This is a genomic window from Longimicrobium sp., from assembly GCF_036399255.1.
Lineage (GTDB): Bacteria > Gemmatimonadota > Gemmatimonadetes > Longimicrobiales > Longimicrobiaceae > Longimicrobium.
On sequence record NZ_DASWNM010000078.1, the window covers coordinates 1 to 17,055 of the forward strand.

At 70.6% G+C, this 17,055-nt stretch carries 19 protein-coding genes; 12 read left to right on the forward strand and 7 right to left on the reverse strand.

Annotated features, from left to right (window positions below):
• Window positions 1-265 precede the first annotated feature (265 nt).
• Entirely contained in the window at window positions 266-2,254 is a 1,989-nt protein-coding gene (locus tag VGC13_RS13260) for a PAS domain-containing protein (protein WP_331125734.1), read from the forward strand.
• A 240-nt stretch (window positions 2,255-2,494) separates the two neighbouring features.
• Complete coding sequence (locus VGC13_RS13265) at window positions 2,495-3,001, forward strand: DUF4440 domain-containing protein (RefSeq protein ID WP_331125735.1); 507 nt, start codon at window positions 2,495-2,497, stop codon at window positions 2,999-3,001.
• Window positions 3,002-3,114: 113 nt separating this feature from the next.
• Here the strand turns inward: VGC13_RS13265 and VGC13_RS13270 are convergent, their stop codons facing one another.
• Together VGC13_RS13270 and VGC13_RS13275 are read right to left on the reverse strand one after the other, a co-directional pair.
• A complete protein-coding gene (locus VGC13_RS13270; protein WP_331125736.1) occupies window positions 3,115-3,564 on the reverse strand; it encodes a hypothetical protein in 450 nt (149 codons plus the stop codon).
• 41 nt (window positions 3,565-3,605) lie between these two features.
• Window positions 3,606-4,766: a homospermidine biosynthesis protein gene (locus tag VGC13_RS13275; protein ID WP_331125737.1), complete on the reverse strand. Its 1,161-nt coding sequence runs from the start codon at window positions 4,764-4,766 to the stop codon at window positions 3,606-3,608.
• 108 nt (window positions 4,767-4,874) lie between these two features.
• On the opposite strand from VGC13_RS13275, the gene VGC13_RS13280 reads away from it, so the two are divergent.
• Window positions 4,875-5,237, forward strand: a complete 363-nt coding sequence (locus VGC13_RS13280; protein ID WP_331125738.1) for a four helix bundle protein — start codon at window positions 4,875-4,877, stop codon at window positions 5,235-5,237.
• A 41-nt stretch (window positions 5,238-5,278) separates the two neighbouring features.
• On the opposite strand, the gene VGC13_RS13285 is transcribed toward VGC13_RS13280, so the two are convergent.
• Entirely contained in the window at window positions 5,279-6,130 is an 852-nt protein-coding gene (locus VGC13_RS13285; protein WP_331125739.1) for a TIGR00730 family Rossman fold protein, read from the reverse strand.
• Between the two features lie 169 nt (window positions 6,131-6,299).
• On the opposite strand from VGC13_RS13285, the gene VGC13_RS13290 reads away from it, so the two are divergent.
• The 5 genes from VGC13_RS13290 to VGC13_RS13310 are packed head-to-tail and all read left to right on the forward strand — an operon-like array spanning window position 6,300 to window position 10,493.
• Entirely contained in the window at window positions 6,300-7,343 is a 1,044-nt protein-coding gene (locus tag VGC13_RS13290) for a hypothetical protein (protein WP_331125740.1), read from the forward strand.
• 26 nt (window positions 7,344-7,369) lie between these two features.
• Entirely contained in the window at window positions 7,370-7,783 is a 414-nt protein-coding gene (locus VGC13_RS13295; RefSeq protein ID WP_331125741.1) for a DUF6941 family protein, read from the forward strand.
• Between the two features lie 20 nt (window positions 7,784-7,803).
• Window positions 7,804-9,153, forward strand: coding sequence for a PQQ-dependent sugar dehydrogenase (locus VGC13_RS13300; RefSeq protein ID WP_331125742.1), 1,350 nt, complete (start codon window positions 7,804-7,806; stop codon window positions 9,151-9,153).
• Window positions 9,154-9,156: 3 nt separating this feature from the next.
• The gene (locus VGC13_RS13305; RefSeq protein ID WP_331125743.1) at window positions 9,157-9,558 is read left to right on the forward strand and encodes a secondary thiamine-phosphate synthase enzyme YjbQ; all 402 of its coding nucleotides are present in this window, start codon (window positions 9,157-9,159) and stop codon (window positions 9,556-9,558) included.
• Window positions 9,559-9,566: 8 nt separating this feature from the next.
• A complete protein-coding gene (locus tag VGC13_RS13310) occupies window positions 9,567-10,493 on the forward strand; it encodes a MaoC/PaaZ C-terminal domain-containing protein (RefSeq protein WP_331125744.1) in 927 nt (308 codons plus the stop codon).
• A gap of 3 nt (window positions 10,494-10,496) precedes the next feature.
• Here VGC13_RS13310 and VGC13_RS13315 read toward each other — a convergent pair whose 3' ends face one another.
• Both VGC13_RS13315 and VGC13_RS13320 read right to left on the reverse strand, forming a co-directional pair.
• Complete coding sequence (locus VGC13_RS13315) at window positions 10,497-11,114, reverse strand: RES family NAD+ phosphorylase (RefSeq protein ID WP_331125745.1); 618 nt, start codon at window positions 11,112-11,114, stop codon at window positions 10,497-10,499.
• A gap of 1 nt (window position 11,115) precedes the next feature.
• Complete coding sequence (locus tag VGC13_RS13320; protein WP_331125746.1) at window positions 11,116-11,631, reverse strand: hypothetical protein; 516 nt, start codon at window positions 11,629-11,631, stop codon at window positions 11,116-11,118.
• Between the two features lie 489 nt (window positions 11,632-12,120).
• Between VGC13_RS13320 and VGC13_RS13325 the strand changes: the two genes are divergently transcribed.
• Window positions 12,121-13,116 carry a rod shape-determining protein gene (locus VGC13_RS13325; RefSeq protein WP_331125747.1) on the forward strand — a complete coding sequence of 332 codons (996 nt, stop codon included), beginning with the start codon at window positions 12,121-12,123 and terminating at the stop codon, window positions 13,114-13,116.
• Between the two features lie 381 nt (window positions 13,117-13,497).
• Here VGC13_RS13325 and VGC13_RS13330 read toward each other — a convergent pair whose 3' ends face one another.
• Window positions 13,498-14,241: an enoyl-CoA hydratase/isomerase family protein gene (locus VGC13_RS13330; RefSeq protein WP_331125748.1), complete on the reverse strand. Its 744-nt coding sequence runs from the start codon at window positions 14,239-14,241 to the stop codon at window positions 13,498-13,500.
• A gap of 184 nt (window positions 14,242-14,425) precedes the next feature.
• Window positions 14,426-15,904, reverse strand: coding sequence for a DEAD/DEAH box helicase (locus tag VGC13_RS13335; protein WP_331125749.1), 1,479 nt, complete (start codon window positions 15,902-15,904; stop codon window positions 14,426-14,428).
• A 239-nt stretch (window positions 15,905-16,143) separates the two neighbouring features.
• Between VGC13_RS13335 and VGC13_RS13340 the strand changes: the two genes are divergently transcribed.
• From VGC13_RS13340 to VGC13_RS13350, 3 genes are all read left to right on the forward strand, one after another.
• Window positions 16,144-16,632 (forward strand): PIN domain-containing protein, encoded by a 489-nt coding sequence (locus VGC13_RS13340; protein WP_331125750.1) that lies wholly within the window; start codon window positions 16,144-16,146, stop codon window positions 16,630-16,632.
• A complete protein-coding gene (locus VGC13_RS13345) occupies window positions 16,619-16,804 on the forward strand; it encodes a hypothetical protein (protein ID WP_331125751.1) in 186 nt (61 codons plus the stop codon). The genes VGC13_RS13340 and VGC13_RS13345 overlap by 14 nt, the downstream gene beginning before the upstream one ends.
• A 77-nt stretch (window positions 16,805-16,881) precedes the next feature.
• Window positions 16,882-17,055, forward strand: a complete 174-nt coding sequence (locus tag VGC13_RS13350) for a hypothetical protein (protein WP_331125752.1) — start codon at window positions 16,882-16,884, stop codon at window positions 17,053-17,055.

Here is a 17,055-nt window from a genome sequence, read left to right on the forward strand (position 1 = left end):
CACCCCTTCACCCCTTCACCCCTTCACCCCTTCACCCCTTCACCCCTTCACCCCTTCACCCCTTCACCCCTTCACCCCTTCACCCCTTCACCCCTTCACCCCTTCACCCCTTCACCCCTTCACCCGATCCCCTCCCGCCGCCACGTGCGTTGAATCCCGCGCCCCAAACCCTTACCTTCCATCCATCTGAAAGACCGTCCCGCCCGGTACGGCCCCCGCGGCTCCTTCTCTGCCGGCGATCTTCACCGCCGGGCCTGTACATCGAATGACAACCAATACTTCCGCCTCCGCGGCGGCCGGCGTTCACCTGCCGGAGCTGGAGATCGCCCGGCCGGACGCGTCCGCCGCACTGCCGGTGGCGCTGGACGGCGCGCTGGCGGGGGCGATGTTCGCGCAGTCGCCGTTCAGCATGGTGATCTACGATCCCGACGGCCGGCCGCTGGCGTCGAACGCGGCGTTCGAGCGGATGTGGGGGGTGAAGCTGCAGGAGGTGCCGCCCGGCTACTCCATCCTCGCCGACCCGGAGCTGGAGCGGGGCGGCGTGCTTCCCTTCATCCACCGCGCCTTTCAGGGGGAGACGGTGGTGAGCCCGCCCGTGCGCTACGACGTTTCGCGCATCACCAGCACGGGCACGGGGCGGGTGATGTGGTCGCAGGGCCACTTCTTTCCCGTGCGCGACGGCGGCGGGCGGCTGACGCACGTGGTGCTGACGCACCTTGACCTTACCGAGCAGAAGGAAAGCGAGCAGGCGCTGCGCGACAGCGAAGAGCGGCTGCGGCTGGCCCAGCGCGCCGCCCGCATCGGCACCTTCGACTGGCACGTGCCCAGCGGCCAGGTCACGTGGACGGAGGAAGAGGAGCGGCTGTTCGGGCTGGCGCCGGGCACGTTCGAGGGCACGATCGAGGCGTGGAGCCGGTTCGTGCACCCCGAAGACCTGCCCGGCATGCAGGAGGACATGGCCGGCGCCATGGCGGCGGGAGAGCGCGAGCTGGACTTCGCCTTTCGCATCCGCCGGCCGGACGGGGAGGTGCGGTGGATCGAGGGGAGCGCCGAGTTCCTGTACGACGCGGACGGCACGCCGCTGCGCATGGTGGGTGTGAACGTGGACGCGACGGAGCGGGTGCGCGCCGAGAGCGAGCGCCGCCGCAGCGAGGCGCTGCTGCGCGAGATGGAGCAAATCGCCCGCATCGGCAGCTGGGAGTGGAACCTGGAGACGCAGGAGCTGTGGTGGTCCGAGCAGCTCTACGACGTCTACGGGGTGGACCCGGCCTCCGGACCCCTCACCTTCGAGCGCTACACGGCCCTTCAGCACCCCGAGGACCGGCCGGCGGTGCAGCGGGCGGTGCAGCGCTCCATGCAGACGGGCGAGCCGTTCGCGTTCGACCACCGCATCGTGCGGCCGGACGGCACCGAGCGGTCGATGCACGGCCGCGGCCGGGTGATCCGCGACGAGCACGGGCGGCCGGTGCGGCTGGTGGGAAGCGGCCAAGACATCACCGAGCGCAAGCAGGCCGAAGAGGCGCTGCTGCGCGCCAAGGAAGAGGCCGAGGCGGCCAACCGCGCCAAGAGCGACTTCCTTGCGGTGATGAGCCACGAACTGCGCACGCCGCTCAACGCCATCGGCGGATACGCCGAGCTCATCGAGCTGGGCGTGCGCGGGCCGGTGACGGACGCGCAGCGGCAGGACCTGCAGCGAATTCAGCACAGCCAGCGGCACCTGCTGCGGCTGATCAACGAGGTGCTGAGCTACGCGCGCATGGAGGCGGGCGCCGTCGGCTTCGACCTCACTGACGTGCGCGTGGCGGAGCGGGTGGGCGCGGCGGAGGCCATGGTGCTTCCGCAGGCCAGCGCCCGCGGCATCACGGTGGAGCGCTGCGCCTGCGGGCCGGACCTCGTCGCGCGGGTGGACGCGGAGCGGATGCAGCAGATCCTGCTGAACCTGCTGACCAACGCGGTAAAGTTCACGCACCCCGGCGGGCGCATCGGCATTCGCGTGGAGCCGGCGGAGGGCGCCGTGGCCATCCGCGTGTGGGATACGGGGGTGGGCATCGCCCCCGAGAAGCTGCACACGGTGTTCGAGCCTTTCGTCCAGGTGGGGCGCGGGCTCAGCAACCCCATGGAGGGCGTGGGGCTGGGGCTGGCCATCAGCCGCGACCTGGCGCGCGGCATGGGCGGGGACCTGGTGGCGGAGAGCACGCCCGGCGCCGGATCCACGTTTACCCTGCTGGTGCCGCGCGCGGAGACGGCCTCTTGAGCGGGTGAACGGGTGAACGGGTGAACGGGTGTAGCCCGCCGGCCCGGGCGATCCGTCCCCAACAGCAGCCTCACGCAGAGACGCGGAGAGAACGGGTTCGTCCTTTTCTCTCCGCGTCTCTGCGTGAGGCAAGTCTTTTCCGGTTGACTCTCTGGATGGATCTGGTATGATCCCGGGCAGACCGAGCCTTCCCCGGCCGGTCCCGATTCGCGGGATTCCTCCATCACCGGGAGCACGCCGATGCCATCCATCCTCCGCCGTATCCCCGCCGTCCTGGTTCTGCTGGTCCTGAGCGCGTCGTGCGCCGTGAACGTCGAAGTGCAGCGGGACCGCGACCCGGAGGCGGAGGCCCGCGCGTTCATGGAGAGCTACGCCCAGGACCTGCGCGCCGGCGCCCGCGCAGCCATCGCGGCCCGCTACGACCGGCGCGGCTCGTACGTGGTGGGCAACGGGCGCAAGACGCTGGAATCGGCGGATTCACTGCGTGCCTTCTATGCGAGCGATGCGTGGCAGGCGCCCGCCACCTTCGAGTGGCGCGACATGTCGTACGAGGTGCTGAGCGACGACGCGGTGATGGTGGTGGGCCGCTTCGAGTGGACGGACGCGGCGGGAAAGATGCTGCCCATCTCGTACACCGGGCTGCTGGTGCGCCGGGACGGCGAGTGGCGCATTCGCCTGGAAGACGAGTCCGTCTCCCCCCGCGACGTCCGCGACCAGCTCTGCGCGGCGGCGCCAACGCCCGGCTGACGGAGCACCACACGAAAAAGCGACGGAGGCGCAGAGAAGATGGCTCTCTGCGCCTCCGCGTCTTTGTCTGCATAAATCTTCAGATCACGACCTTCGACCCCTTCGCCGATGCGTCAGTCCAGCCCGCGCAGCGCTTTGCAGGCCTCTTCCTTCTCGTAGACCATGGTGAGGTTGCGGACGTGACAGAAGCCGTTCCAGCCGAACGCGGGGATCGCGGTGGAGCGGAGCTCCTCGATGCGGTTGGCCGGCACCTCGCCGGCGTACGCGTAGATCTCCACCTTGCCGCCGCCCAGCGTGCCGCCCGCGCCGTCGACGGCGCCCACCATCTCGAACGCCTTGGGCTCGGTGCGCGCAAAGCCCACGCGCTCCGCGTCCGCCAGAGTCAGCACGCCGCCCTTCGCCGCGGCGGGCGCGGGTTCGGCGGTGGGAGCCGACGCGGCCGCCGTCCCGCTGGCAGGCTCGTTGGCCACCGGTGCCTCGGCGGCGGGCTCGTCATCGCCGCCGCAGCCGGCGAGCGCGAGCGCGGAGAGTACGATCAGGGTGGTGCGGACGGCGTGGAGCATGGGTGTGGTCTCCGTGGTGTGGATGTGCGGAAAGAGCCGGGTCAGCGGTCGCGGTCCAGCATGCCGCCTTCGTGCACGGCGTGCTCGCGGGCGGCTTCCTGCGAGCTCTCGTTGCGCTCGGACTTCTCGTACTCGTCGCGGATCCGCTGCATCATGGCCTCGCGCCGGTCGTACAGGCGCTTGGGCGTGCGCGGCGCGTGGTTGTCGAACGCGTACGCCGTCAGGATGGGCAGCGCCACGGTGGAATCGAGATAGCAGACCACCGCGTCCGGCAGCCGGTCCGGGTCGATCTTCCCCCAGCTCACCGCCTCGGCGGGGGTGGCGCCGGAGAGGCCGCCGGTGTCGGGGCGGGCGTCGGTGACCTGCAGGAAGTAGTCGTGGCCCTTTTCGTCGATCCCCATCACCTCCTGGATCTGCGGCTCGGTCTGCAGCGCGAAGTTCTTGGGGCTGCCGCCGCCCAGGATCCAGATGGCGCTCTTGCCGCCGCTGCGCTTGGCCTCGAGCACGATGGACGCCGTTTCGTTTACGTCGGCGTTCACGTCGAACATCAGCTTGTTTCCCTGCAGCGCCTTGGCCGCCACGTTCATGCCGATCGACGAGTCGCCGGGGGACGAGGTGTAGATGGGCACCGCGTGCTCGTACGCCGCCGCCAGCAGCGACTTGCGGCCGATGCCCAGCTCCTGCTCGCGCGCGCTGACGTACTTGCCGCACAGGTAGTGGAACTCGGCCGACGACATGGGCCGCTGGAACTCGGGGCCCGTGATGATCGTGCGGAAGAACGCGTCGGTGTCCAGCAGCACCGAGTAATCGAAGAAGATGTCGTAGATGCGGACGACCTCTTCTTCGCGCAGCACGGTGTCGCTGATCTGCGCGCTTCCCTGGCGCAGCTCCAGGCCGATGCCGAAGTGCGTGTCGTGGTACAGGTTGGCGCCCGTGCTGATGATCCAGTCCACGAACCCCGCCTCGATCAGCGGGATCACCGAGCTCATCCCCAGCCCCGCCGGCGTCAGCGCGCCCGTCATCGTAAGCCCGACGGTCACGTCGTCATCAAGCATCTTCCTGGTGAGAAGATGGCAGGCTTCACGAAGACGAGCCGCGTTGTACGCCTGGAACGTCCCGTCGACGAGCTCAGTGACGGTGAGCCCGGCGCCGATCTTCTTGGGCTCGATGCGCTTGCCACTGAGGAACTTGCTCTTCGCCATGTGAGTGCGTGAGTGCGTTAGTGCGTTAGTGCGTTAGTGCGGAAGTTGTTCACGGTGTTTACCTTGATGTCTTAGTGACACCCGAGTCCACCACCGTAAGGGTCCGCCATGCGAGTCAAGTGCTTTGAAGATCTCATCGTCTGGCAGAAGTCGCGGGATCTTTCCGTCGCGATCTACCGCCTTACCGGGAACGGCGCGTTCGCCCGGGACTATGGTTTGCGCGACCAGATCCGCCGCGCCGCAGTATCGGTCATGTCCAACATCGCCGAGGGATTCGGCCGCTACAGCCGGAACGAACTCAGGCAATTCCTCTCCGTCGCGCGCGGATCAGTGTCGGAAGTGCGCTGCCAGCTGTACCTGGCGCGGGAGCTGGAGTACGTCTCCCGGCAGGAGCACGATCGGCTCCACGAGCTCTGCCTGGAGATCGCGCGGATGCTGGCCGCGCTCCGCGCCTCCATCGATCGCTCCTGATCCACTCCCGCACTAACGCACTCCCGCACTCACGCACTTCTTCACTGCGCATCCCCCTTCTCCGGCTCCGCCGGCGTGTTCGCGGGCGATGCGGGTGTCTCCTCGACCGTCTGCTTCTTCTTCCGATGATCCACGCGACCGGTGGTGGAGCAGTTGTGCTCGTAGCACTCCACGATCGCCCGCACCGCTTCTTCCGGCGAGTCCGTCACCGTGACCAGGTCCACGTCCTCCGGCGAGATCTTGCCCTCGGCCAGGAGCGTGTCGCGGATCCAGTCCAGCAGGCCCTTCCAGTAGGCGGTGCCCACCAGCACCACGGGAAAGTCGCGCACCTTCCCCGTCTGGATGAGCGTCATGGCCTCGAACAGCTCGTCCAAGGTGCCGAACCCGCCCGGGAAGATGATGAACGCCTCCGCGTACTTCACGAACATCGTCTTGCGGACGAAGAAGTAGCGGAAGTTGATGGCCACGTCCACGTACGGGTTGATCCCCTGCTCGAACGGCAGCTCGATGTTGCAGCCGATCGAGAGCACGTCGGCGTCGCGGGCACCGCGGTTGGCCGCCTCCATGATCCCCGGCCCGCCGCCGGTAATGATGCCGAACCCCGCCTCGCCCAGCAGCCGCGCCGTCTCGCGCGCCGCGGCGTACTCGGGGTGGTCCGCCGGTGTGCGCGCGCTGCCGAAGATGGTGACCGCCGGCCCGATGCGCGCCAGGTTGTCGAACCCCTCGACGAACTCGCCCATGATGCGGAACACCCGCCACGGGTCGCTGCGCGTAAAGTCCTGCGCCTGCGGCGCTTCGGCCGGCGACTGCAGCAGCCGCTCGTCCTCGGTGGCGGTGCGCGTGCGCTGCGCCACGTTCAGCGTGGGGTTGTCCTGCGGCTGCTTCTCCGCCATCGCGTGTCCTCGAAGTGGGGCCCGGGTTGCGCGCCGCGCGGGTGCCGGCGCGGGGGCACAGTACGGAATTCCGCGCCCGCACGCAAAACCGGGACTCGCGCGCGCGCCGCCGCCGCGCCATGTTGCTGGACATGCGGATGACTCTGACGGACAGCGGACGACAGGAAAGATGCGGGGGATGACCGGGCTGGGACGGATGGCGATCGTGCTGCTGGCGGGGATGCTGGCCGGCGCCTGCCGCGACCGCGGCGGCGCGACGGTGGGCGGCCGCGAGCCGGTGCGGCTCGATTCCGTGCCGCGCAACGTGGAGGTGCGCCTGTACGTGGCCAGCGATTGGGCGTGGAACGAAGAAGACACCCTGCGCGTCACCGTGGTCAACGGCACCGAGCAGCCGCTCTCCGGCAGCCTGAACCTGTTCGTCGGCGGGCCGATGGAGATGCTGGTGGATTCCGCCGGCGGCTCCGGCGGCACCCGCCCAGGCGACGTCCTTTCCTCCGGCGAGGGGACGCGCGTGGTCTTTCCGCTGGGCACCCTGGCCCCCGGCGCCAGCGGCGAGTTTCGCCAGGCGGTCCGCACGCCCCCGGCGCCCCGGCAGCGCCGTCCGTCGGCGGAGAACGACACCACCAGCCGCTTCGCCGTCCGCGCCTGGGTGGCGGCGGCGGACGGGGCTGAGGTGGCGCAGGCGGCGGACACCATCCGCATCCGCGCGGGGAGCGAGGTCGTGGCGGGGGGGTGCGGCGGGGTGGAGGACGTGGCGGTGACGCGCTACGGCATCGGTCCGCTGCGGCTGGACATGGCGGCCGCGGACGTGCGCACCCTGTGCCCCGAAGCCCGCGACACCACCTGGAAGCAGGAGGGCACGACGGAGCGGGGGATGTCGGTGCGCCTGGCCGGCCGCCCGGTGACGCTCGTCCTCGCCGGGCAGAAGGTGCAGCGCATCGTGGTGGACACGGCGGGGCTGCGCACGGGCACCGGCGTGGGGGTCGGATCGACGCTGGCGGAGCTGCGCGCGCGCTACGGGCGGATGTGCGCGGGGCAGGGCGAGGGGCGCGTGGCGGTGTGGTTTCCCGCCGCGCCGGGCGTCAGCTTTGGGCTGGACTCCGCGACCGCGCCGGTGCAGGGCGGAACGGTCGATGCGCAGGCGCTCCCCGACAGCGCGGCCGTGGTGCGGCTGTGGGTGCGCCAGGGCACCGACGACTGTCCGGCGTCCTGATCCTGATTCGAACCGAAAGTGATCCCGTGAAGATTCCGATGGCCGTGCTGGCCGACGAGGCCAACGTCTCGCAGGAAGGCAAGCTGAACCTGATGGGGATCTTCGACCGCATCGCCGCGGCCGAGTTTCCCGTGGTGCATCCCAAGATGGTGTTCGCCTTTCGCGTGGAGGCGGACTTCGGCGACAGTGGGCGGTCGTTCCCCGTGCGGGTGAGCATGGAGGACGAGGATGGCGCCGCGCTCTTTCAGGCGGAGGGGGAGATGATGACGCCGCCGGTGCCGCCGGGCGAGTTCACCACCGCCAACCAGATCTTCGCGCTCGTCGGCGTGCAGTTTCCCCGGCCCGGCATCTACCGCTTCGTCGTGCGCGTGGGCGACGGCGCGCGGCACGAGGCGCCGTTCCTGGTGCAGCACGCCGCCCGCGATTCGTCGATGAACTGACCGCGCCCGGAGCCGTTTTCATGACGCGGATGCGCATTCTTCTGCTCGCCGCCCCCGCGCTGGCCCTGGCCGCCTGCGGGGGCGGCCAGGGTGCCGCGCGGGAGCCCGCCCCGGCCGCCGCCATCCCCGCGCCCACGGGCCGCCCGGCGGACGCCACGCCCTGGCAGCTGCGTCCCGCACCGCCCTGCGCGCGCGACAACGGCGGCATCACCCTGCCGCCGGGCTTCTGCGCGCTGGTGGTGGCCGACAGCCTGGGCCCGGTGCGGCACCTGGCCGTGGCGCCCAACGGCGACGTCTACGCCGCGCTCTCCGGCCGGCGCGGCGGCCCCACCGGCGCCCTTGCCCTGCGCGACACGGACGGCGACGGCCGCGCCGACGTGCGCCAGGCGTTCGGCAGCGGCGCCGCGACGGGGATGGAGATCTACGACGGCTGGCTGTACTTCGCCCCGGACGACGCGGTCGTGCGGTGGCGGATGACGCCGGGCGAGCTGGTGCCGCGGGGCCAGCCGGAGCGCATCGTCACGGGGCTGCCCACCGGCGGCCACGCGGCCCGGTCGATGGCGTTCGACGGGCGCGGGGGGATGTTCGTCAACGTGGGCTCGCGCACCAACGCCTGCCAGGCGGCGGACCGGCAGACCGGGCAGCCGGGCCAGGACCCCTGCCCGGAGCTGGAGACGCGCGCCGGCACCTGGCGCTTCGACGCCGGTCGGCCCAACCAGACGCAGGCGCAGGGGGAGCGCTGGGCCACCGGCATCCGCAACGGGATGGCGCTGGACTGGAACGCGGCGGCGGGCGTGCCGTTCGCCGTGAGCCACGGGCGCGACCAGCTGGCCGGCTGGCCGGGGTTCACCGAGCAGGCGAATGCCGAGACGCCGGCGGAGGAGATGTTCCGGCTGGACCGCGGCACCGACGGCGGCTGGCCGTACTGCTTTTACGACCCCGCCACGCGCCGCAAGCTGCTTGCGCCCGAGTACGGCGGCGACGGACGCGAGACCGGCCGCTGCCCCGGCAAGGCCGAGCCCGTCTACGCCTTTCCCGCGCACTGGGCGCCCAACGACCTGCTGTTCTACACGGGCACGCAGTTTCCGCAGTACTACCGCGACGGCGCGTTCGTGGCCTTCCATGGTTCGTGGAACCGCGCTCCGCTGCCGCAGCAGGGCTTCAACGTGGCGTTCCTTCCCTTCCGCGGCGGCCGGCCCCTGGGCACGCACGAGGTGTTCGCAAGCGGATTCGCGACGGTCGAGAACCCCCAGCCCCAGACGGCGCGGCACCGCCCCACGGGGCTGGCCATCGGGCCGGACGGCTCGCTCTACGTCGCGGACGACGTGGGCGGCCGCATCTGGCGCATCCGCTACGTCGGCACGGGCTGAGCGATGGAAGAGATCCGGGTGCGCACCACGCGGCGCAGCGACATGGCCGAGATCACGGAGCTGGTGCAGGAGATCGTCTCGCGCTCCGGTGTCCAGGAGGGCGCCGCCGTGCTGCAGAGCCTGCACACCACCGCCGGGCTGACCATCAACGAGAACGCGGATCCCGACGTGGTGCACGACGTGCTGGGCAAGCTGGAGCGCCTGGTGCCGCACCGGGAGGCGTTCTACCGCCACGCCGAGGGGAACAGCGACAGCCACCTGAAGACCAGCTTCTTTGGCCCGTCGCTTACGGTGATCGTCAGCGGCGGGCGGCTGGTGCTGGGGACGTGGCAGGGCATCTACCTGTGCGAGTTCGACGGCCCGCGCGAGCGGCGGGTCGCCGTGCAGCTCCTGCCGGCGGCGTAACGGGGTCGATGTCCAGCCGCCCCTCGCCGCTGCGCTCGATGCTGCGCCTGGTCGCCCGCGGCGTCCAGGCCCGCGGCGCCGCCCCCGTGCCGGAGGGAACCGCCCCGCGCCGCCGCGCCGCGTGCGAGCGCGCGGACATCCGCATCGCCCCCGCGCACGTGCGGGCCTACGCGCGCGCCACCGGCGGCGACGGGGTGGCGGCGTTTCTCGATCCCCATCCCGCCGCGCCGCCCTTCTACTGCGCCACCTGGGAGACGGCGCTGGCGCTGGAGATGTTCGCGAATCTCGACGCGCCCCTGCCGCTGGGGGCCATGGTCCACGTGTCCACCGAGATGGTGTGGGCGCGGCCGATCCCGGCGGGGGATGCCGTGCGCTGCCGCGTGGAGCTGGACCGGGTGGAGCGCACGCCGCGCGGACTGCGGCTGACGGTGCTCGCGCGCAACTGGCTGGGCGCCGGCCAGCTCTGCTGCCAGGGCACCTCCGTCTTCATGGTGCGGATGAAGGACGCGGACTCCCCCGGCCGCGCATCCGCACCGCGTCCGGAGCGCTCCGCGCAGGACGAGGATGCCGGCGGCTGGGCGGAGCTGGCGCGCTGGCCGCTCCCCGCGGGCGCGGGCCGCCGCTACGCGCGCGTCTCCGGCGACTACAATCCCATCCACCTGTGGCCGTGGACGGCGCGCCCGTTCGGCTTTCGCGCGCCCATCCTGCACGGCTACGCCACCGCCGCGCGCACGGCCCACGCGATCATCGCCCAGCGCCTGCGTGGCGACCCCGCCGCGCTCCGGCGGATGCGCATCGCCTTTCGCGCGCCGCTCCCGCTGCCCTCCGCCGCATGCCTGCTGCTGAACGACGAGGGCGCCGAGCACCGCTTTCGCGTCGCCGCGCCCGACGGCGCAACGGTGTACGCCGAAGGCACCTACGGCGGCGCGGGCTGAGCGCTACACGTCCAGCCCCAGCACCTCCGCCGCTTCGCGCACCGCCGGGTGGTCCACGGTCAGGATCTCCGGCGTTCCCCACTCCAGCACGTCCAGCCCCGCGCGGTCCAGGAACAGCAGCAGCACGTGCCAGTCGCCGTGGAACGCGGACCACCAGCAGAAGCCGGGCACCGTGTCCGCGTGCCGGTGGATGCGCCGCGCCGCCGCCTGCGTCACGCGCCGTTCGCGCGAGGACAGCTCGTCCGCGCGCACGCCAAAGCGCTCCAGCGTTTCTCCGCAGCCAAAGTCCGGCACCCGGGCGGCCAGCCGGGCCGGCAGCCGCACGGGCACGACGGCGCGCGGATGTCCGGCGCCGGTCAGGTCGCCGGGCAAGAGGCGGTGGCGCAGGGGATCGGCGGGATTCCGCTTGAGCCCGCGCAGCACCTCCGCGACTGCGTGCGCCGGCGTCTGCGCCAGGTACAGCACGGAAGGGCGGCCGTTCAGGTCGAAGCGCCCGTAGTTCTGCATGTGGGGCGGCGCCACCGAGCGCACTGAAAAAGGGCCTCCCTCTGGCGCCTCACGATCCCAGGGAAAGGCCCTCCACAGCACGCCGTGCGCAATGCCACGGCGTTCGTCGGTCATGTTATCCGAAGGCGCCGCTGGTCTGGGCCTGCACCGCCATCAGCACCTCGGGGAGCCGCCCCTGCCGCAGCAGCTCCATGGGCTGCTCGCCGCCGAGGTCGGGGTTGGCGCCAAAGAGCCAGCGGTTGATGGTGCCCGTCTGGTAGAAGTCGGCCAGGCGCGAGACGGTGGCGGCAAGGTCGCGCAGCAGCCACGCGTTCCCGGCGTGCGCGGAGCGCCCCTGCGCCCAGCGGGTCACCTGGCTGCGGTGCACGCCGATGGCCGTGGCCAGCGCCGCGTCGCTGGCGAAGCCCCTGCGCGCCTCGAGGTAGTACGCGCGCTGAATGCATTCGGCGGGCGCGACCGACTGCACCAGCGGGCGCTCGGGGGGGCGCGCGTCGGAAGCGCGCGGCAGCCGCCGGTGCAGCGGCACCACCTTGTCGCCCGCGGGCCGCGCGGGGCGGTACGTGCTCAGTGGGGTCATTTCCTCCGCCTCGTCCCCGGGCTGCTCCCGGGGCAGCTTGTTTGGCATCGACATCGTCATTTCCTCCGTGCAACGCTGCTGCAGCCAAAGATAGGCAAAACCCGCTCCGCATCAAGAGCACAGTTACGCCACGTTGCGCACAAAACGCAACGGATGCGCCACAGGCGCGCAAATTGGACCGGCTCGGCGGCCGAAACCGGACACCCCGTTGCAGCTGGTCGTGCGGGTCCGATTGCTGCGACGACCGTTCAGGCCGTCCATGTGCGCAAGTGGACGGCTTTGCGTGAGGGATGCGCGCCCGCAGGGCCGAGAACACGGCGCGCCGTGCACGAGCGTACGGGGGAACGCGAGGAGGCCTGGCGCGCCGGGGGCTCGGCGCCGTTGGCAACAGTCGTATCGTTGCCTACGGCGCGCGCAGCCCGGCCCGGAGCGCAGCGGAGGGACACGCCCGACACAGGCACTTTCGCCCTTTTGCCCTCGAAGCGATACATTCCTCTGGCTGGTTGCCAAAGCGAAGACACAAAAGCAGTAACGGGAGCAGACGTGGCGGATATCGCGATCGACCTGGGAACGGCGAACACCCTCATCGAGATCAAGGGCGAAGGGCTCGTGGTGAACGAGCCCTCCGTGGTGGCCGTGGACCGCAACACCGGCCACGTGCGCGCCATCGGGCTCGAGGCCAAGCGCATGCTGGGCCGCACGCCCGAGGGCATCATCGCCGTGCGGCCCATGCGCGACGGCGTGATCGCCGACGTGGACATGGCCGACCTGATGCTGCGCCACTTTCTGGAGCGCGTGCTTCCCCGCGGCATCTTTCGCGTCAAGCCCACGGTGGTCATCGGCGTGCCCTCGGGCATCACCGAGATGGAGAAGCGGGCGGTGCGCGCGGCGGTCATCGCGGCCGGCGCCAAGGCGGTGCACCTGATCTCGGAGCCCATGGCGGCCGCCATCGGCGTGGGGCTGCCGGTGACGTCGCCGCGCGGGTCCATGGTGGTGAACGTGGGGGGCGGGACCAGCGAGATCGGGGTGATCGCGCTTTCCGGCATCGTGGCGGACGCGTCCATCCGCGTGGCGGGCAACGAGATGGACGAGGCCATCATGGCCTACGTGCGCAAGAGCCGGAACCTGCTCATCGGCGAGGCGACGGCGGAGGGGGTCAAGATCCAGATCGGCTCGGCGTACCCGCTGGGCGAGGAGCGCGAGATGGACGTGACCGGCCGCGACCTGGTGAACGGCATTCCCAAGTCGGTGCGGGTGACGTCGCTGGAGATCCGCGAGTGCATCCAGGAGCCGGTGCACGCCATCGTGGCCGCGGTGCGCCGCGCGCTGGAGACCACGCCCCCCGAATTGTCGTCCGACATCATCGACGCGGGGATCGTGATGACGGGCGGCGGGGCGCAGCTTCGCGGGCTGGGACGGCTGCTGGAGCGCGAGACGGGGCTGCCCATTCACCTGGACGAGCAGCCGCTGACCTGCGTGGTGCGCGGCGCCGCGCGGGTGCTGGAAGACTGGAACGCGTACCAGGGCGTGCTCTCGTAGCGCGCCTCCGCGGCTACACGATGAAGCGGGCCCGGGACCGCATCCCGGGCCCGCTTCCGGTTGTAGGAGCGCTGCCAAACCTCAATGCACTGCAAGAGGAGCGCTGACTTCCTGAGGGAGCGCACCACGTGTAACCAGAAGCCGCACAACCGCCTGCGCGCGACCGAAGGACCTACGCTCGGCCAGCGAGGGGCAGGCTCTTTCGCCGGGATTTCAGCCCCTCTGTTCTGCCGGCGCGATCCTTCGGCCGGCGCCAAACCCCATCGTACCAGCAGGTTGTGGAGCGGCGCCTCCCTCGGGAAGCCAGTCGCGGGTGGAGTGGGGCAACACCCTCGGAGAGGATTCGGCTCACACGGACTCCGGTGTGAGGCCAATCTTCTTCTACTTGCGGACGACGCGGGCCATGTAGTCGCGGATGCGGGCGTGCGTCTCGGGCGCGGACCACAGGGTGAGGACGTTGCGGTCGTACTCCTCCGCGGCGTCCATCCGTGCGAGCGCGTCCGCGCGCAGGGCCTGCTTGGTGGCGCGGAACACCTCCGGCGGCAGCGCGGCCAGCTGCACGGCCACCTCACGCGCGCGGGCCGCGAGCGCGTCGGCCGGCACCACCTCGTCCAGCAGGCCGTCCGCCAGCGCGTCGTGCGGCGCCAGCGTGCGGCCGGTGTACAGCAGCGCCTGCACGCGGTGCCGCGGAACGACGAAGCGCACCACCTCCAGCGCCGCGGCAGGAAAGGGCACGCCCACCACCAGCTCCGGCACGCCGATGCGCCCGTTGCCCTCCGCCATCAGCCGGTAGTCGGCGGCCAGCGTCATCACGCCGCCGCCCGCGATGGCGTGGCCGTTCACCGCCGCCACCACGGGAACCGGCAGCGCGAACATCGCGCGGACAAAGGAGGAGAGCAGCGGAACGAAGCGGTCCACGTACGCCGCGCCGCCCTCCACGATGCGGTACAGGTCCACGCCGGCGGAAAAGATGCCGCCGGTGCCGGTGAGAACCACCGCGCGCGCGTCGTCGGCGCCGTGGAGCTCCGCCTCCAGCGCCTCCAGCAGCTCCACGTCCATGGCGCTCGCCTTTCCGTGCGCCAGCCGCAGGGTAAGGATGCCGTCGTCCAGCTCGCGTTCGATCATCGTCGGGAGGGCAGGGGATCGGGAGTCGCCGCATCCGGTGCGTCGGAGCGGCCGGCGCGGGTCACGCTAACGCGGCCCGCGGCCCGCCAGCAAGCCTCGACGCATCCACGAAACGCAGCGCGCCCGCGATCGTGGTGATCGCGGGCGCGCTGTTCATCCATCCGACGAGCGGATGCGGCCGGGCTCAGGAGCCGCGCGGCGCGCCGCCACCACCGCCGCCTCCACCGCGGCTGCGGTTGCGGCCGCCGCCGGAGCTTCCGGAGCCGCCGGAGCGTCCGCCCACGCCGGCCATCTCGCGCCCGCCGTCACCCTGCGGCTGCGGGCGTCCCGCGTCCGTGCGGGGGCGGCGGTCGTCGCCGCGCGGGGATGCGCCACGCGCCGGGGCCGCGCCGCGGCTGCGTCCACGCGATGCTTCCTCGGCCTCGCGCGACGCCTTGCGCTCGGCCTTTTCCTTGGCGCGGGCGCGCTCCTCCGCCTTGCGCTTGCGGATTTCGGCGATGCGCTCGGCGATCGGCACTTCGAAGCGCTCCGCCGGCCGGGCGCGGTAGTCGAAGCCCTCCACCGTGATGCGCGGCAGCTTCTTGCCGATGGCGCGCTCGATGGCGGCCAGGTCACGCTCCTCGTCCGGCGAGACGAAGGTGTACGCGTCGCCCGTGGCCTCGGCGCGGGCGGTGCGGCCCACGCGGTGGATGTAGTCCTCGGGCACGTGCGGCACGTCGAAGTTCACCACGTGCTCCAGCGCCTCCACGTCGATGCCGCGGGCCACGATGTCGGTGGCCACCAGCACGCGGTAGCGGCCGCTCTTGAAGCCGGCCAGCGCGTCGGTGCGCGCCGTCTGGCTGCGGTTTCCGTGGATGCGGGCGTTGGGCACGCCGTTCTTGTCCAGGAAGTCGGCCAGGCGGTTGGAGCGGTGCTTGGTGCGGCAGAACACGATCACGCTGCCCACCTCGCCGCGCTTGATCAGCTCCAGGAACAGCGGCGCCTTGAGCTCTTCCGAAACCGGGTACAGCGCCTGCTTTACGCCCGTGGCCGGCTTGGCCACGCGCTGCAGGTCGACCGACGCCGGGTTCACCAGCATCTCGCGCGCGAGCACCGCGATGGGCGCCGGCATGGTGGCGCTGAAGAACAGCGTCTGGCGCTTGGCCGGCACGTGCTTCAGCACCCGGCGGATGTCGGGGAGGAAGCCCATGTCCAGCATGCGGTCTGCCTCGTCCAGCACCAGCACCTCCACCTGGTCCAGGCGGGCGTAGCCGTACTGCAGGTGGTCCAGCAGCCGTCCCGGCGTGGCGATGATGACGTCGACCCCGTCGCGGAACGCCTGCTCCTGCGGCTTCATCCCCACGCCGCCGAACACCGGCGCCGCGCGGACGCCCGTGTGCCTGCCCAGCGCCACGAACTGCTCGTGGATCTGCGCCGCCAGCTCGCGCGTGGGGCTCAGCACCAGCGCGCGGGTGGTGCCCCGGGGCTTGGCGGCCAGGCGCTGCAGGATGGGAAGCGCGAACGCGGCCGTCTTGCCGCTGCCCGTCATGGCGCAGGCCATCACGTCCGCGCCCTTGAGCGCGTGCGGGATGGACTGTTCCTGGATGGGCGTGGCGCGAGTGTATCCGAGCTCCGTGACGGCGCGGAGCAGGGCGGGCGTAAGCCCGAGCGGTTCGAAGGACATTCTCTGGGATACTGGCGGGCCGCGAAATGCGTTTTTCACGGCAAAAAGGAGGACGGCGGCCCCTTGCGGGAGTCCCGCCGTCCGGTTCATCAGGCCTCCATACACCACTTCGCGCAAAAGGGTCGCGAAGCGCTGGACTCCCGCCGCCTCCTTCCACCGCGCTCCATTCTCATCCGTGCCGCTGCTGGCGCACTTCGCACGCAACCTTCCACTCTGGACGGTGGTGATTATCTTGCGGGATGCCAAGACAACGGATCTACGTCGAGACCACCATCCCCAGCGCCTACTACACCAGCCGGTCCGCCCCGGAGATGGTCGAGCGGCGCGATCAGACACGCGAGTGGTGGAGCAAGGCGATGCGAAATTACGATCTGGTAAGCAGCCCCGCGGTGTTCCTGGAGCTTGCGAGGGGTACTTCGGCGCACGTTCCAGCGCGGCTCGCCCTCGTTCTCCGGCTGCCGCTGCTGGAAATTACGCCGGAAGCCATCCAGACGGCGAAAGTGTACGTGGAGCGGAAGATCATGCCGGCGAACCCGTTCGAAGACGCGCTGCATCTTGCGTTGGCTTCGCACCACGAATGCTGGGCACTCGTCACGTGGAACTTCCGCCATCTGGCAAATCATAACAAATTCAATCAGATCCGGAGGGTCAACACGGAACTGGGACTTCAAGTCCCGGTGATCACGTCCCCGCAGCATCTGGCCGGAGAATCCAATGAGCAGACCTAAGACCGGAGATCCGCTCCTCGATGAGGTGGATGAGGCACGGCAGCGCATCCTGGAAGAGTGCGGCAACGATCCCGACAAGGTTCTGGAATCGTACCTCGAATACCAGAAGCAGTTTGGGGATCGCCTCGTGAACCATCAGAAGGTTAGTCGCCCCGGAAAATCTGCGGCCTAGCGGGTCTGCTCTCGTGCGGGCGAGACGAATGTCGGCCTGGGTCTTACTGAGAAAAACAAAAAACAATGGATGCCCCTGTGCAGAACGATCCGCTTCTGGAGGAGCTGGATGAAGCGCGCCAGCGCATCTTCGCGAAGTGCGACCATGATCCGGCCAAGGTCATCGCATGGTACATGGAATACCAGAAGCAGTACGCCGACCGCTTGATCAGCCGGCACCAGCAGAGCCCGCGTGACAAATCGGCCGCGTAA